The following is a 14,178-nucleotide window of genomic DNA, read 5'->3' as shown; positions in this document are numbered from 1 at the left end:
CTTTCCGCCGAGCCCGCACTACTACAAAGTCTTAAATGCAACTGTTTCAAGAACCTCGCTGAGTATAGCCCACCCGCGGTCACGCACCGGTTGCGCGCCGGACAACACAGCTAAGGCCCCGGTCCGACCGGACCGGGGCCTCCATCAGCTCCGCGAATTACTACGCGTTGCCGGACAGCTTCTCACGCAGCGCGGCGAGCTGCGCGTCGCTGGCCAGCGAACCGCCGGTCGACTCCGGCTGCGCGGAGGACGACGACTGCGCGCCGCTCTCCGAGGAGTAGTTCGACGAGCCGCCGCCGTTCGCGGCCTCGGCCGCGGCGTCGGCCGCCATCTTCTCCATCTGCGCGGTGTGCATCTTGTGACGGCGCTCCGCCTCGGCGTAGCGGCCCTCCCACTCCTCGCGCTGCTTCTCGAAGCCCTCGAGCCACTCGTTGGTGTCGGGGTCGAAGCCCTCGGGGAAGATGTAGTTGCCCTGCTCGTCGTAGCTGTCGGCCATGCCGTACTTCGACGGGTCGAACTCGGCGTGGTAGTCCTCGTTGGCCTGCTTCAGCGACAGCGAGATGCGGCGGCGCTCCAGGTCGATGTCGATGACCTTGACCATCGCGTCGTCGCCGACGGACACGACCTGATCCGGGACCTCCACGTGGCGCTCGGCCAGCTCGGAGATGTGCACCAGGCCCTCGATGCCCTCCTCGACGCGCACGAACGCACCGAACGGCACCAGCTTGGTGACCTTGCCGGGCACGATCTGGCCGATGGCGTGGGTGCGGGCGAACTGACGCCACGGGTCTTCCTGAGTCGCCTTGAGCGACAGCGAAACCCGCTCGCGGTCCAGGTCGACGTCGAGCACCTCGACGGTGACCTCCATGCCGACCTCGACGACCTCGGACGGGTGGTCGATGTGCTTCCAGGACAGCTCGGAGACGTGCACCAGGCCGTCGACACCGCCGAGATCGACGAAGGCGCCGAAGTTGACGATGGAGGACACGACGCCCTTGCGGACCTGGCCCTTCTGCAGCTGGTGCAGGAACTCGGAACGCACCTCGGACTGGGTCTGCTCGAGCCAGGCGCGGCGGGACAGGACCACGTTGTTGCGGTTCTTGTCCAGCTCGATGATCTTCGCCTCGATCTCCTTGCCGACGTACGGCTGCAGATCGCGGACGCGGCGCATCTCGACGAGCGAGGCGGGAAGGAAGCCGCGCAGGCCGATGTCGAGGATCAGACCACCCTTCACGACCTCGATGACGGTGCCCTTGACGGCCTCGTCCTTCTCCTTGAGCTCTTCGATGGTGCCCCACGCCCGCTCGTACTGCGCCCGCTTCTTCGACAGGATCAGCCGACCCTCTTTGTCCTCCTTGGTGAGGACCAGGGCTTCGACCTCATCGCCCACGGAAACGACCTCGGCCGGGTCGACATCGTGCTTGATGGACAGTTCGCGGGAAGGAATGACGCCTTCGGTCTTGTAACCGATGTCGAGCAGAACCTCGTCCCGGTCGACCTTGACGATGGTGCCTTCGACGATATCGCCGTCGTTGAAGTACTTGATCGTCTTGTCGATGGCGGCGAGGAAGTCCTCGGCGGAGCCGATGTCGTTGACGGCTACCTGCGGCGAGGTGACGGTGGTGGGCATATGTTGGGTTGCTCCGGACGGATTGTGGTCGGTAGTGGACATGTGGACTTTCGGTTTTGCTGTGAATCCACAGCGAGGGAACTAGCGTTGGTCGTGCACAGCACATCGCTGCGACACAGCACAACGCTGTACTCATAGCATGCGAAACTCACAGCGCGCGCGGCCTCAATACGCAAGTACCGAAGACACTCGCGGGAAACAGCGTACGCGACGTCAGTTGCGGCAAGCAAACAAGGGTCCCCCTCGTCAGATGGCTACTCTTACATGATGCCCGAAGATCATCCCGACGTGCGCGTCATCCCGGATCCGGCGGGCGAACAGCGCCACGCACAGGCGAACGCACTGCTCGGCACGGCCGCGGTGGCCCGCACCGAGATCGACTCGGCGAGCAGCGAGCGGGCCAACCGGCGCTGGTGGGACGCCGACGCCGCGCAATATCACGACACCCACGCCGACTTCCTCGGCGTGGACTCCCCGACCGGTGAATTCGTGTGGTGCCCGGAGGGTATGCACGAGGGCGATTGGCATTTGCTCGGCGATATCTCGGGGAAGCGCATTCTGGAAATCGGGTGCGGGTCGGCGCCGTGCTCGCGATGGCTGTCGGCAAATGGCGCGCAACCGGTGGGGCTGGACGTCTCCGGCGCCATGCTGCGGCGCGGGCTCGCCGCCATGGCGCGGGGCGGGCCGCGGGTGCCGCTCGTGCAGGCCGGGGCCGAGGCGCTGCCGTTCGCCGACGCCTCGTTCGACCTGGCGTGCTCGGCCTTCGGGGCGGTCCCGTTCGTCGCCGACTCCGCGCGGGTGATGCGGGAGGTGGCCCGGGTGCTGCGACCGGGCGGGCGCTGGGTGTTCTCGGTGAATCACCCGATGCGCTGGATCTTTCCCGACGATCCCGGCCCGAAGGGTCTGCGCGCGAGCCTGTCGTACTTCGATCGCACCCCCTACGTGGAGGTCGACGGCGACGGCGCGCCGACCTACGTCGAACATCACCGCACGATCGGCGACCGAGTCCGCGAGATCGTAGCCGCGGGCCTGATCCTCCAGGACATCATCGAACCGACCTGGCCGGAACGGCTGGACCGAGAATGGGGCCAGTGGAGCCCCCTCCGCGGCGAAATCTTCCCAGGCACAGCAATTTTCGTTACAAACAAGCCGCCCCACAGCTAACCCACCGGCGGGGATTCTCAGCGCTTCGGGATCGGCCGGGTTTCTGCTCCCGCCGACGCCTCGGAATCGACGGGTGCCGACCCGTCGGACTGTGGGCGGTCCTCGGCCCGGCGCCGCCCGGACGGGATCGCCGTCGTCTCTTCCGCATCCGGCCGCACCCTCGGAATCGCCGCGGAGTGCGGATCGTCCGGGCCGGTGCGCCGCTCGGCGCTCGCGGGCAGCCGGGGGCTGCTCCCGTCGGGCGTATCGGCCGCGCGGCGGGAGCCGGACGACAACCGCCCGCCGAGCCCGCGGATCGGCCCGGTCGGGATGGCGGTGGTCCGTGCTGCACTCGCCCGGTCGGCCTCGTCGGAGCCGGTGCCGCCGGGAAACGCCGTGGTCTCGGCGTCGGACGATCCGGAAGCATCCTCCGAGACCGCGCGGGCGGGGAACGCGGTGGTCGCACCAGGGTCGGACGCCTCCCCCGCCGCGCCGCCGGTCGCCGCCGGTATGGCCGTCGTCGCCGCGGGATTGTCGGTGTCGTCTACGTGGCCTGGCTCTCTCGGCGCCGACTCCGGGGCGTCGGCTGACAACCGGCGGGCATCCGGCGAGGCCGGGTCTGTGGGCGTTGCCGGGGGCTCCGATGGCTCGGAGGAGAACCGTGAGCCGATCCTCGAGCCCGTAACGGCGGATATGGCCGTGGTTTCCGGTGCCTCGGGCGGTAACCGCGGGTCTGAATCCCGCACGGAGAACGGCGATTCCGCTGGGAACCGTGGACCGCTCTCCCCTGCCGAACCGGCGGGTATCGCCGTCGTCTCCGCGGCGTCGGGCGGTAACCACGGCGCGTCGGCTCCGGAACCGCCCCGGGCGCCCGTCGGCTCCGCCGCACCCCGGGAGCCGCGCGGCTTGCTGCCCAGGGCCTCCGCGGTGGGGATCGGCTTGGTCTCGGTGGAGTCCATCGGCGACTGCGAATTGCCCAGGCGACCGCGGGCCGACGGTGCGTCCTCGGCGGGTTGCTGTGCGTTGCTCGCCGCGGACGCCTGGGCGAGCAACGCCGACCGCCGGTCGCCACGCCGGGTAGCCGCCCCGATCGGCGTGCCCGCATACTGCGCCGCAGCCGCGGGCAACCGTGGAATACCGCCCGGCGCCGGACGATTCGACCCGGGCGCAGGTTCCTCAGGCCCGGAGGTGAACGACGTCCGCCCGGCCTCCGCGGAAGACGATTCAGGTCCTGCATCGGACGGCACCGGCCCACCCTGCGCAGCGAACGACGCAGGCCCGCCGCCGGACGACATCAGCCCCGACTCCACCGCACCGGACGTCGTAGGCCCAACACCGGGGGACATCGAACCCGACCCCGCGGCACCGGATTGCGTAGACCCGCCGCCAGGCGACATCGGCCCCGCCTCACCGCCGGACGACAACAGCCCGATCTCGCCGCCGGGCGACGGCCGCCCGTCCGCTGTAGGGGATGGCGCAGGCCCGCCGGATGGCGTCGGTTCCGTCTCGGCGGCGGGCGATGGGCCCGGTTCGGCGGGCGTGGGGTGGGCGTCGGGTGTCGCTGTCGAGATGCCGACGCTGGGTGCGGGGGCGGTTTCGGACGGATCGCCCGCGGGCTCCGGCGGCTGTGCCGGGCCGGTGAAGGGCGGGAGGGCAGCGAAGCGCGGGTCGACCCCGGCGGTACGGCTGATGTGGGAGATCCAGCGGCGGGCGCGGGTGAGCGGGTGGTCGGGGAACTGCGGGTCCCACTGGGCGTCGTCGGCCACGTTGTAGGGCAGCTTGCCCCGCACCTCGGGCGCGTACGGATGCGCGCGAAACATGTTCTGGAAGCCCACCTTCGGCACGATCGCGGCCTCGCGCACGCCGGACCGGCCGGTCTCCCGGCACATGATCTTGAGGATCGCGCTGCAGGTGGCCTTCGGGAGCACGATCCCGGCCGTGAATCCCAGTCCGGGCCGGTCCGGCAGCGGGAACTTCTCGAGCCGCAGCAGCGCGGGCTGTCCCGCCACGGTGAGGGCGTGTGCCTCGATCAGGCAGCCGAACTCGGCCTGCAGTTCGGTGAGCCCACGGCGTAACGCGTCGATGTCCTCGAGCGGTGCCGGAAGGTCGGGGACGGCATCGACGTAGGCGAGCGTGACCAGGTCGCCGGTGACAGGGTTACCCCAGGTGCTTGGATCGAGTTGCTGCAGTCCGCCGGTTTCGAACGCGATAGGCACGCGACCACGTTACCGATTCGACGCATAGACGCACGTCCTTGTGCGTTTTGTGCCCAATACGTGACTTCCTGGTAATCAATTCCAGGCGAAACGGGTATCCGGTCTGTTTTCAGCCCCGGGGCCTCGGGGAGCGGCCGGACTGGTCCAGCGCCAGCCGCAAGGCGTATTCGATCTGGGCGTTGACGCTGCGCAGATCGTCGGCCGCCCACTTGGCGATCGCCTCGTGGACGGCCGGGTCGAGCCGCAGCAGCACCCGCTTCGGCTCCCGCTTCGCCATCACGCGTAGAGGGTTCCGGTGTTCACCACGGGCTGCGCCGACCGATCGCCGCACAGCACCACCAGCAGGTTCGAGACCATGGCCGCGCGCCGCTCCTCGTCGAGTTCGACCATGCCCTCGGCGGTGAGGCGCTCCAGCGCCATCCCGACCATCCCGACCGCGCCCTCGACGATCCGGCTGCGCGCCGCGACCACCTGGGCCGCCTGCTGCCGGACCAGCATCGCCTGCGCGATCTCCGGCGCGTACGCCAGATGGGTGATGCGCGCCTCGAGGATCTCGATCCCCGCGAGCAGCGTGCGTTCGCGCAGTTCGGCGGTCAGCTCCTCGGCGACCTCCGCGCCGTTGCGCAGGCTGGTGGGGCCCGGATCCGCGGGAGCCTCGGACCCGGCGGCGCCCGTCACCGTGGACGGCGCGTCGGGCGCGGCGTCGTACGGGTGCACCGTCGCCAGATGCCGGACCGCGGCCTCGGACTGGGTCTGCACGTACTCCTCGTAGTCGTCGACCGCGAAGGCGGATTTGAAGCTGTCGACCACGCGGTAGACGACCACGGCGGCGATCTGGACCGGATTACCGTCGGAGTCGTTGACCTTCAGCGTCTGTGTCTCGAAGTTGCGCACCCGCAACGAGATTCGGCGCTTGGCGGTCAGCGGCACCACCCAGAAGAAGCCCGCCTCGCTCACCGAGCCGATGTAGCGGCCGAAGAACTGCAGCACCTTGGCCTCGTTGGGGCTCACCGTGGTCAGCCCCGTGAGCAGCACGACCGCGGCGGCCGCGACCACGTAGCCGACCGCGGCACCCACCCCCGCCCCGGCACTGCCGCCCTCCGACGCGGCGCCGGTCGCGGCGATGGCGCCGATCAGCGCCCCGCCACCGATGACCACCAGCACCAGCAGCATGAGGAACCCGTTCACCCGGAACGCCGGACGAAGCTCCATGACACCCTCCCAATATCGAAGTGATATCACGAAGATAGCATGGAGCGAGTCCGTCAGGCCGGGCGAATATTGCGGTTGAACCGGAACAGGTTGGCCGGGTCGTACTCGGCCTTCAGCGCCGCCAGCCGGTCGTAGGTCTCGGGCCGGTATCCACCGCGCGTCTGGGCCTCGTCGGCCCACTCCCCCGCGCCGTACAGGAAGTTGAGGCTGTGGCCGATCGTCCACGGGGACAACGCCTTACCGATGAGGTCGTGGCGATCGCGCACCGCGGTGCCGTCACCCTCCGGCATGGTGATGAACCGCGCGATGTACTCGGCCTCCCGATGATCCACCGCGACCCCGGCGGGGCCGGGGCGGCGCAGCGCTCCCCCGAGGTGGCGGAATCCGGCGACCACCGGCACCGGCGAATCCGGACCCGTGGTGTCCAGGAACGCCCGCGCCGCCTCGGCCGGGAGCTCGGTCAGCAGCACGTTGGTCGCGGCGTAGTCGTGCGGGAAGTCCGGATCCCGGTAGATCCCATGGGTTTCCGAGTAGGGCATGCTGCGCAGATCGTCATCGAGGCGGGGGCCGATCGCGCGCAGCGGGGCGACCAGCCGCTCCCCGTCGCCCGCCGGTCCGGTGTAGGCGATATTGATCGTGGCGATGTACCGCCCCCGCAACGGTTCCGGGATCACCGGGATGTCGGGCATCGTCATGATGGTGATCGCCGAGGTCATCTCCTCGGGCAGCTCCCGGGTCCACCGCCGCCACGCCTCGAGCGCCGGTTCCACCAGCGGGGTGTCGAAGGTCAGCTGGCCGCCGTAGACGGTGGCGATCGGGAACAGGTCGATCCCCAGCGCGGTGACCACGCCGAAGTTGCCGCCGCTGCCGAGCACCGCCCCGAACAGCGGATCGCCGGGAGTGAGGCGGCGCAACCGCCCGCTGGCGGTCACCAGTTCGACCGCGCGCACGTGATCGGCGGCGTAGCCGAAGGTCCGGGCCAGGATGCCCAGGCCGCCGCCCAGGTGGTACCCGACCATGCCGACCGACAGGGACGAGCCGTTGAGCGGCGCCAGCCCGTGCGCCGCGGCCGCCTCGATCAGCGCACCGGCCCGCACCCCGGCGGCGATCCGCGCGGTGCGGGTCCCGGGATCGACGGACACCTCGGTCATGCGGCGGGTGCTGATCAGCACGCCACCGTCGGCGGCCACCGACAGACCGTGGCCGGTCGCCTGGACCGCCACCGGAAGGCCAAGGCGCGCAGCGTATTCCACCGCGGCACGGACATCCTCGGTGTGGGCCGCGCCGACGATCAGGTCGGGACGGTGCGTGTCGGCGGTCTGGAATCCGGCGACCTCGGCGTCGTACCCGGCGTCACCCGGGCGGAAGACGGGGCCGGTGAAGGTGGGGAGATCGAAGTTCACAATGCTCACGACTCCTACTGTTCCGACCCGCCGATAAGAAGTAAAACAGATAGATCTTCTTGTCATTAGAATCATCAGTTATGGAACTTCGTCAGCTGCGCTACTTCGTCACCGTGGTCGAGGAGGCCAACTTCACCCGGGCCGCGGCGCGGCTGCACCTGGCCCAGCCCGGGTTGTCGGCCCAGATCCGGCAGCTGGAGCGGGAACTGGGCCAGCGGCTGCTGGACCGCTCCGGGCGCGCGGTGACCCCGACCGCCGCCGGGGCGGCCGTCCTGCCGCATGCCCGCACCGCGCTCGCGGCGGCCGAGCAGATCCGCCACACCGCCGACGAATTCACCGGGCTGCTGCGCGGGCACATCCGGCTCGGCACCATCTCCGGCGTCGCCACCGGCGAACTCGACGTCGCCTCCGTGCTGGCGGACTTCCACGACGACCACCCCCAGGTCGATATCACCCTCACCGAAACGAATTCCGATCTGATGCTGGGCGACCTCGAACGCGGCACGCTCGACATCGCCCTCGTCGGACTCACCGGCAGCCCGCTCGACCCCCGCATCGGGCTCGATGTCGTGCTCGACACCCGGATCGTCGCCGCGGTCGCCGCCGACGACCCGGACCCTCGCCGCCGCCTCGCACTCGAGGAGTTGCGCGACCGCCCCCTGATCTGCCTGACCCGGGGCACCGGCGTTCGCGGGCAGTTCGAACGCGCTTGTGCCACAGCGGGTTTCGATCCGAATATCGCGTTCGAGGCGGCCGCTCCCCCGCTGCTGCTACGGCTGGCCGCGCGCGGGCTCGGCACGGCCGTCGTCCCCGCGCTCACCCCCGGGGAGGCGGCCGCTTTCGGCGTCCGCGCCCTCCCGATCGTCGAGCCCGAACTGCACGGACAGCTCGCCCTGGCCTGGCGCACCGACCGCCTGACCCCGGCCGCGAAGGTCCTGCTGGGCCAGCTCCGCATCGCCCTGGCGCAGCAGCCGCGGCCGTCGTGACCTTGCCCGATCAGCTTGCGGCGGAAGGCAATCCGAGCGTCGCCCGCAGGCTGCCGTCCCGGACGGCCTGGATGGCGACGAGCGCCAGCAGTATCACCCCGGTGGCGATGTGCTCGATGGCGTCGAGCCGGTGGTTCGGGAAGCTGAATATCAGGACCTGATGCGAGAACAGCGCCCAGATGCCGACCACGAACCCGCCACCCACCGCGGCGACCACGCAGTACCAGGCCGACCACGATTTACGCAGGGCGGCAACGAGAGCCGGGGTGAACAGCAGCAGCCCCGCCACGGCATGCCAGCCGTTGTAGTCCATGCCGAGCACCGGCGTCGTCGGCGCGTGGTGGCCGAGGGCGAAGCTGGGCTCGGCGATCCAGCCCACGATCGCCCACACGATATGCACCACGCCGACGACGAGCACCGCCCACTGCAGAAAACTCCACTCCGCCAACGAAATTCGGCGGCCGCCTACTACCTGTGCGCCCACGACGCCCTCCCACCGCTCGCCGGTGAACTTCCTACTACACACCGTAGTTCACCATCGCGTCGAACGGAAGCCCCACACCCCGCGCGCTACAGGATCCTCGACAGGAAGGCCTTGGTGCGGTCCTGTGCCGGGTCGGCCAGCATGTCGCGGGGGTTGCCCGCCTCCACGACCACACCGGCGTCCATGAACACCAGTTGGTCGGCGACCTCGCGGGCGAAGCCCATCTCGTGGGTCACCACCACCATGGTCATGCCCGACGCCGCCAGCTCGCGCATGACGCCCAGGACCTCGCCGACCAGCTCCGGGTCCAGCGCGGAGGTGGGCTCGTCGAACAGCATCAGCTTGGGATCCATCGCCAGCGCCCGCGCGATGGCGACCCGCTGCTGCTGCCCGCCGGACAGCTGCGCCGGATAGGCGTCGGCCTTCTCGCCCAGCCCGACCCGGTCCAGCAGCTCCTTGGCCCGGGCGACGGCGTCGGCCTTACGCAGCTTCTTGACCTGCGTCGGCGCCTCGATGATGTTCTCCAGCGCCGTGCGGTGCGGAAACAGGTTGAAATGCTGGAACACCATGCCGATATCGCGCCGCTGCCGGGCCGCCACGCGCGGATGCAGCTCGTAGAGCTTGCCGCCCTTCTCCTGATAGCCGACCAGATCGCCGTCGACATACAGCCGCCCGGCGTTGACCTGCTCCAGATGGTTGATGCAGCGCAGGAACGTCGACTTGCCCGAGCCGGACGGCCCGATCAGGCACATCACCTCCCCGCGCTCGACCTCCAGCGAGACGCCCTTGAGCACCTGCAGCGCGCCGAAGCTCTTGCACACCTGCTCGGCCCGGATCATCGGCACCGCGTCGTTCACGGGAGTGCTTGCGGCCGCGGTCATTTGCCCACCTCCGACATCTGGGCGTTGGCCAGCGCCTGCAGTTGCTTCGCGGTCAGCTGCCGGGTGGCGCCCCGGGAGAAGTACCGCTCCAGATAGTGCTGGCCCACCATCAGCACGCTGGTGACCAGCAGGTACCAGGTGGCGGCGACCAGCAGCAGCGGAATCGGTTGCAGATTCACCGCATAGATGTCGCGGGCGCGGCCGTACACGTCGGTCGTCAACGGGATGGCGGTCACCAGGGAGGTGGTCTTGAGCATGCTGATCAGCTCGTTGCCCGTCGGCGGGATGATCACCCGCATCGCCTGCGGCAGCACCGTGCGGCGCATCGTCTGCCCCCACGACATGCCCAGCGCGACCGATGCCTCGCGCTGGCCCTCGCCCACGGAATTGATTCCGGCACGGACGATTTCGGCCATGTACGCGGCCTCGTTGAGGCCCAGGCCGATCATCGCGAACAGGAACGGCGTCCGCCAGTCCTGGATGTTCCAGTGCACGACCTGCGGCCCGAACGGCACGCCGAGATCGATGATCTTGTACAGCGAGGGGAACAACCCCCAGAACACCAGCTGCACGTACACGGGCGTGCCGCGGAAGATCCACAGATACACCCACGCCACCGACCGCAGCACCGGATTCGGGGACAGGCGCATCACGGCCAGCAGCATGCCCAGCAGCACACCGATGGCCATGGCCAGCACGGTCAGCTCCAGCGTGATCAGGACGCCGGATTCGATGCGCGAATCGAACAGGTACTTCCAGTAGATGTCCCACCGGTAGGCGGGATTGGTGGCGGCACCGTAGAGGAACAGGGCCAGCAGCGCGAGGATGATCGCCGCGGCGACCCATCGGCCCGGATGCCGCAGCGGCACCGCCTTGATCGGCGTGGGATCGACGGGCTGAGAGTCGTTCTCACTCACCGCGGTCAGCCCACCGCGCCGTTGATGGTGGCCTTGGTGATCGCCCCCTCCTGGACGCCCCAGTTCTCGGCGATCTGCCGGTACTCACCGGAGTCGATCAGATGCTGCACCGCCTCCTGCAGCACGGGCGCCAGCGGCGCTCCCTTGGGCACCGGCCAGCCGTAGGGCTGGGACTGGAACAGCGGACCGGCCGCCTCGATCTTGTCCTGGTTCTGCTTGATCGCGTAGGCGGTCACCGGGGAATCGGCCGACATGGCGTCGACCTGGCCGAGCACCAGCGCCGTGGTCGCCGCGCTCTGCTCGTCGAAGGCCACGACCTCGATCTTGGGCTTACCGGCCGCCTCGCACGCCTTGCTCTTGTTCGGCACGTCCTCGGTCTCCTCGATGGTGGTGCGCTGCACCGCCACTCGCTTACCGCAGGCGTTGTTCGGATCGATGGGCTTGCCCTTCTGCTGCGCCCACTGGATACCGGCGTTGTAATAGTCGACGAAATCGACCGTCTGCTCGCGCTCCTTGGTGTCGGTCATCGACGACATGCCCGTGTCGTAGGTGCCCGCCTGAATCGCGGGGATGATCTTCTCGAAGTCCGACTCCTGATATTCGGCCCGCACGCCGAGCACGGCGGCCACCGCGTCCATCAGGTCGACGTCGTAGCCGACGATCTTGCCGGAGGCGTCCTTGTACTCGTTGGGCTGATACGGAATGTTCACCCCGACTACCAGCTTGCCGGACTGCTTCACCTTCTCGGGCAGCTTGGCGGCGATCGCGTCGACCTTGGCGACCTCGATCTTCTCCGCCGTCGGCGCGTTGTCCTCGGTGTTCGTGGTACAGCCGGCCAGCGCCAGCGCACCGCCGGCGAGTAAACAGACGGCCCGCAGGGCAACCCCGCGGGCACCGATTCGAACAGACACAGCAGCCCTCCATGTTTGGGTGGGCGACATGTGGAGGTCGCCCGCCGTTCGAAATTTAGGCGATTCGGACCGACTGTGTCGGTCGGTTACCGAAGGTTAATCCGCACCGGATACGGCGGAGCTCCTTACACGCCGAGTTCGAAACCCTATATCACCACCGATGCAGCCGCGCCCGCACCTGTTCGGTGAATTCGGCGGTGGAGGCCAGGCCGCCGAGATCCGCGGTGGCGATCCCGGCGGCGAAGGCGGCCGCGACGGCCCGTTCGATGCGCTCCGCGGCCTGCGACACGCCACGATCGCCGCGTCGAGAACCCAACCAGCGCAACAACATTGCCGCCGACAGCTGCAATGCCGCCGGGTTGGCCCGATTGTGACCGGCCAGGGTGGGCGCCGCGCCGTGTACCGCCTGGGCCATCGCCTGGGTGGCCGAGCAGTTCAGCGAGGCGGCGATCCCGAGCGACCCGCTCAGTTCCCCGGCGAGGTCGGAGAGGATGTCGCCGAACAGGTTCTCGGTCACCAGCACGTCGTAGTCGCCGGGGGCGCGCACCAGGTGCGCCGCCGCGGCGTCGACGTGTTCGTCGACGGCCACCACATCGGGATACTCGGCGGCGACCTCGTAGCAGACGTCCCGGAACAGGCCCATCGTCCTCGGCAGCACGTTCGCCTTGTGCACGATGGTCAGGCGGTGACGCCGGGCGGCGGCCAGGCGGCACGCCTCGTGCGCGATGCGCTCGCACGCCCGGCGGGTCACCACGCCGACCGACAGCGCCACGTCCGGGGTGGGGGCGAACTCGCCGGATCCGGCGAACATATTGCGATCGGCATAGAAGCCCTCGCTGTTCTCGCGCACGATCACCAGGTCCATCTCGGCCGCCGCGCGCACGCCCGCGAACGCCCGCGCCGGGCGGATGTTGGCGTACAGGCCGAACCGCTTGCGAATGGCACCGCCGGGCGGCGCGCCGGTGCGGTGCTCGGGCGCGTAGGAGGCGTTGTCGTGCGGGCCCAGAATCCAGGCGTCGAGCCGCTCCAGCGCCCGCAGCGTCGACTCGGGCAGCGGATCACCGAACTGCTCGATCGCCTTGTGCCCCATGGGCAATGGCACCCAGTCGGCCTCGGGCGCGCCGACGGCGGCCAGTGCCTCGTCGACGACCTCCCGCGTCGCGCGCACGACCTCGGGACCGATCCCGTCCCCCTCGATCAACCCGAGCCGCAGTGGTTCGCCGATGTCTCCGCTCACGCCCCCATCCTCGACCGTGCGGGTTGCTCGATGATCGCCGGGGGGCGGCGTGCCCGTGTCATGGCCGAAGTGCCACCGGGCGGTCCACCACCAAGTATCTTGTCCAAGATCATGTTTCAGTCGGTCGAGCTGGTGCTGGACGACGCCGGTGAGGCGGAGATTCGTCGGCAGTGGCGGGTGCTGGCGGAGGTCGGCGTGCACAGTCCCGCCGCCGATCGGCGGCCGCACGTCACGGTCGGGGTGGCTCGGGAGATCTGGCCGCGCCTCGACAAGGCGCTCGGCGCGCAGGAGTTCCGGCCGCTGCCGGTACGGATCGGCGGGCTGGTGATGTTCGGCGCGCGCAACCCCGTCCTGGTGCGGCTCGTGGTTCCCACCGCGGAACTGCTGGATCTGCAGCGACGACTGTTCTCGGTGATCGCCCACTGCCCCGGCATTCCGGCGAATGTGCGGCCCGGCGCCTGGACCCCGCACGTGACCCTGGCCAGGCGCGTGCGACCCCAGCATCTCGCGGCCGCCGTCGACGCGGTGGCGAGCGATCGCGATTTCCCCACTACGGTGGTAGGCATCCGTCGGTGGGACGGCGATCAGCGTCGTGAATGGCCGGTCGCACGCGGAAGCGGAAGATAACCGACGTGCCCGGCGTTGCACCGGGCACCACAGACGAGAGGATGCCATGGCCACCCAGACCCTGACCACGCAGAACTTCGACGAGGTCGTCACCGGAAACGACGTGGTCCTCGTCGACTTCTGGGCCGACTGGTGCGGCCCGTGCAAGCAGTTCGCGCCGACCTACGAGAAGTCCGCGGAGAACCACCCCGACGTGGTGCACGGCAAGGTCGACACCGAGGCCGAGCAGAGCCTCGCCGCGGCCGCCAACATCCGCTCCATCCCGACCATCATGGCGTTCCGGGAGGGCGTGCTGGTGTTCGCGCAGCCGGGCGCGCTGCCCCCGGATGCCCTCGAGGACCTGGTCACCCAGGTGAAGGCCCTCGACATGGACGAGGTCCGCAAGCAGATCGCCGAGCAGCAGGCCCAGGAGCAGAGCTAGGCCGCCCGCTTCGCGCGTCGAAGCCCATCCCCGCGGGGGGGGGGGGGGGGGGGGGCGGCCGGGCCGGGCGGCCGCGGGGGGGGGGGGGGGGCGGGCGGCCGCCGCGGCGG

General features: G+C 69.6%; 14 protein-coding genes. 4 read left to right on the top strand and 10 right to left on the bottom strand.

Going from position 1 to position 14,178, the window contains the following annotated elements; genetic code table 11:
• Positions 1 to 160: 160 nt before the first annotated feature.
• Positions 161 to 1,630, bottom strand: coding sequence for a 30S ribosomal protein S1 (gene rpsA / locus QH290_RS05530; RefSeq protein WP_280266011.1), 1,470 nt, complete (start codon positions 1,628 to 1,630; stop codon positions 161 to 163).
• Between the two features lie 267 nt (positions 1,631 to 1,897).
• Between rpsA and QH290_RS05525 the strand changes: the two genes are divergently transcribed.
• A complete protein-coding gene (locus QH290_RS05525) occupies positions 1,898 to 2,794 on the top strand; it encodes a class I SAM-dependent methyltransferase (RefSeq protein WP_280266020.1) in 897 nt (298 codons plus the stop codon).
• A gap of 17 nt (positions 2,795 to 2,811) precedes the next feature.
• On the opposite strand, the gene QH290_RS05520 is transcribed toward QH290_RS05525, so the two are convergent.
• The 4 genes from QH290_RS05520 to QH290_RS05505 form a co-directional block, all read right to left on the bottom strand.
• Positions 2,812 to 4,989, bottom strand: a complete 2,178-nt coding sequence (locus tag QH290_RS05520) for a hypothetical protein (protein ID WP_280382151.1) — start codon at positions 4,987 to 4,989, stop codon at positions 2,812 to 2,814.
• A gap of 109 nt (positions 4,990 to 5,098) precedes the next feature.
• The gene (locus QH290_RS05515; protein WP_483244082.1) at positions 5,099 to 5,266 is read right to left on the bottom strand and encodes a type II toxin-antitoxin system antitoxin; all 168 of its coding nucleotides are present in this window, start codon (positions 5,264 to 5,266) and stop codon (positions 5,099 to 5,101) included.
• On the bottom strand, positions 5,266 to 6,201 hold the full coding sequence (locus QH290_RS05510) for an SPFH domain-containing protein (protein ID WP_280266013.1): 936 nt from the start codon (positions 6,199 to 6,201) through the stop codon (positions 5,266 to 5,268). The genes QH290_RS05515 and QH290_RS05510 overlap by 1 nt, the downstream gene beginning before the upstream one ends.
• A gap of 53 nt (positions 6,202 to 6,254) precedes the next feature.
• On the bottom strand, positions 6,255 to 7,613 hold the full coding sequence (locus QH290_RS05505; RefSeq protein ID WP_280382150.1) for an FAD-binding oxidoreductase: 1,359 nt from the start codon (positions 7,611 to 7,613) through the stop codon (positions 6,255 to 6,257).
• 71 nt (positions 7,614 to 7,684) lie between these two features.
• Here QH290_RS05505 and QH290_RS05500 point away from each other — a divergent pair, with 71 nt between their 5' ends.
• Positions 7,685 to 8,590 (top strand): LysR family transcriptional regulator, encoded by a 906-nt coding sequence (locus QH290_RS05500; protein ID WP_280382149.1) that lies wholly within the window; start codon positions 7,685 to 7,687, stop codon positions 8,588 to 8,590.
• Positions 8,591 to 8,600: 10 nt separating this feature from the next.
• Here QH290_RS05500 and QH290_RS05495 read toward each other — a convergent pair whose 3' ends face one another.
• The 5 genes from QH290_RS05495 to QH290_RS05475 all read right to left on the bottom strand — a co-directional run bounded on the left by QH290_RS05495 (position 8,601) and on the right by QH290_RS05475 (position 13,020).
• Positions 8,601 to 9,038, bottom strand: a complete 438-nt coding sequence (locus QH290_RS05495) for a DUF4383 domain-containing protein (protein WP_280266021.1) — start codon at positions 9,036 to 9,038, stop codon at positions 8,601 to 8,603.
• Positions 9,039 to 9,160: 122 nt separating this feature from the next.
• Positions 9,161 to 9,913, bottom strand: a complete 753-nt coding sequence (locus tag QH290_RS05490) for an amino acid ABC transporter ATP-binding protein (RefSeq protein ID WP_280382153.1) — start codon at positions 9,911 to 9,913, stop codon at positions 9,161 to 9,163.
• 38 nt (positions 9,914 to 9,951) lie between these two features.
• The gene (locus QH290_RS05485) at positions 9,952 to 10,872 is read right to left on the bottom strand and encodes an amino acid ABC transporter permease (RefSeq protein ID WP_425303555.1); all 921 of its coding nucleotides are present in this window, start codon (positions 10,870 to 10,872) and stop codon (positions 9,952 to 9,954) included.
• A 5-nt stretch (positions 10,873 to 10,877) separates the two neighbouring features.
• Positions 10,878 to 11,813 (bottom strand): ABC transporter substrate-binding protein, encoded by a 936-nt coding sequence (locus QH290_RS05480; RefSeq protein ID WP_425301712.1) that lies wholly within the window; start codon positions 11,811 to 11,813, stop codon positions 10,878 to 10,880.
• A gap of 121 nt (positions 11,814 to 11,934) precedes the next feature.
• Positions 11,935 to 13,020: an isocitrate/isopropylmalate dehydrogenase family protein gene (locus QH290_RS05475; RefSeq protein ID WP_280382148.1), complete on the bottom strand. Its 1,086-nt coding sequence runs from the start codon at positions 13,018 to 13,020 to the stop codon at positions 11,935 to 11,937.
• Between the two features lie 111 nt (positions 13,021 to 13,131).
• On the opposite strand from QH290_RS05475, the gene QH290_RS05470 reads away from it, so the two are divergent.
• Positions 13,132 to 13,647, top strand: a complete 516-nt coding sequence (locus QH290_RS05470; protein ID WP_280382147.1) for a 2'-5' RNA ligase family protein — start codon at positions 13,132 to 13,134, stop codon at positions 13,645 to 13,647.
• 46 nt (positions 13,648 to 13,693) lie between these two features.
• A complete protein-coding gene (trxA, locus tag QH290_RS05465) occupies positions 13,694 to 14,068 on the top strand; it encodes a thioredoxin (protein WP_280266019.1) in 375 nt (124 codons plus the stop codon).
• Positions 14,069 to 14,178 lie beyond the last annotated feature (110 nt).

Origin of the sequence: Nocardia wallacei (assembly GCF_029869545.1) — a bacterium.
GTDB lineage: Bacteria > Actinomycetota > Actinomycetes > Mycobacteriales > Mycobacteriaceae > Nocardia > Nocardia wallacei_A.
Note: the sequence above shows the minus strand (reverse complement) of the source record. Positions and strands in the feature narration are given on the sequence as shown.

Bases quoted from the DNA above. Each gene is read 5' to 3' on its own strand.
- QH290_RS05515 (WP_483244082.1), bottom strand. From the start codon at position 5,266: ATGGCGAAGCGGGAGCCGAAGCGGGTGCTGCTGCGGCTCGACCCGGCC.
- QH290_RS05510 (WP_280266013.1), bottom strand. From the start codon at position 6,201: ATGGAGCTTCGTCCGGCGTTCCGGGTGAACGGGTTCCTCATGCTGCTG.
- QH290_RS05525 (WP_280266020.1), top strand. From the start codon at position 1,898: ATGCCCGAAGATCATCCCGACGTGCGCGTCATCCCGGATCCGGCGGGC.
- QH290_RS05500 (WP_280382149.1), top strand. From the start codon at position 7,685: ATGGAACTTCGTCAGCTGCGCTACTTCGTCACCGTGGTCGAGGAGGCC.
- QH290_RS05480 (WP_425301712.1), bottom strand. From the start codon at position 11,813: ATGTCGCCCACCCAAACATGGAGGGCTGCTGTGTCTGTTCGAATCGGT.
- QH290_RS05490 (WP_280382153.1), bottom strand. From the start codon at position 9,913: ATGATCCGGGCCGAGCAGGTGTGCAAGAGCTTCGGCGCGCTGCAGGTG.
- QH290_RS05470 (WP_280382147.1), top strand. From the start codon at position 13,132: ATGTTTCAGTCGGTCGAGCTGGTGCTGGACGACGCCGGTGAGGCGGAG.
- trxA (WP_280266019.1), top strand. From the start codon at position 13,694: ATGGCCACCCAGACCCTGACCACGCAGAACTTCGACGAGGTCGTCACC.
- rpsA (WP_280266011.1), bottom strand. From the start codon at position 1,630: ATGCCCACCACCGTCACCTCGCCGCAGGTAGCCGTCAACGACATCGGC.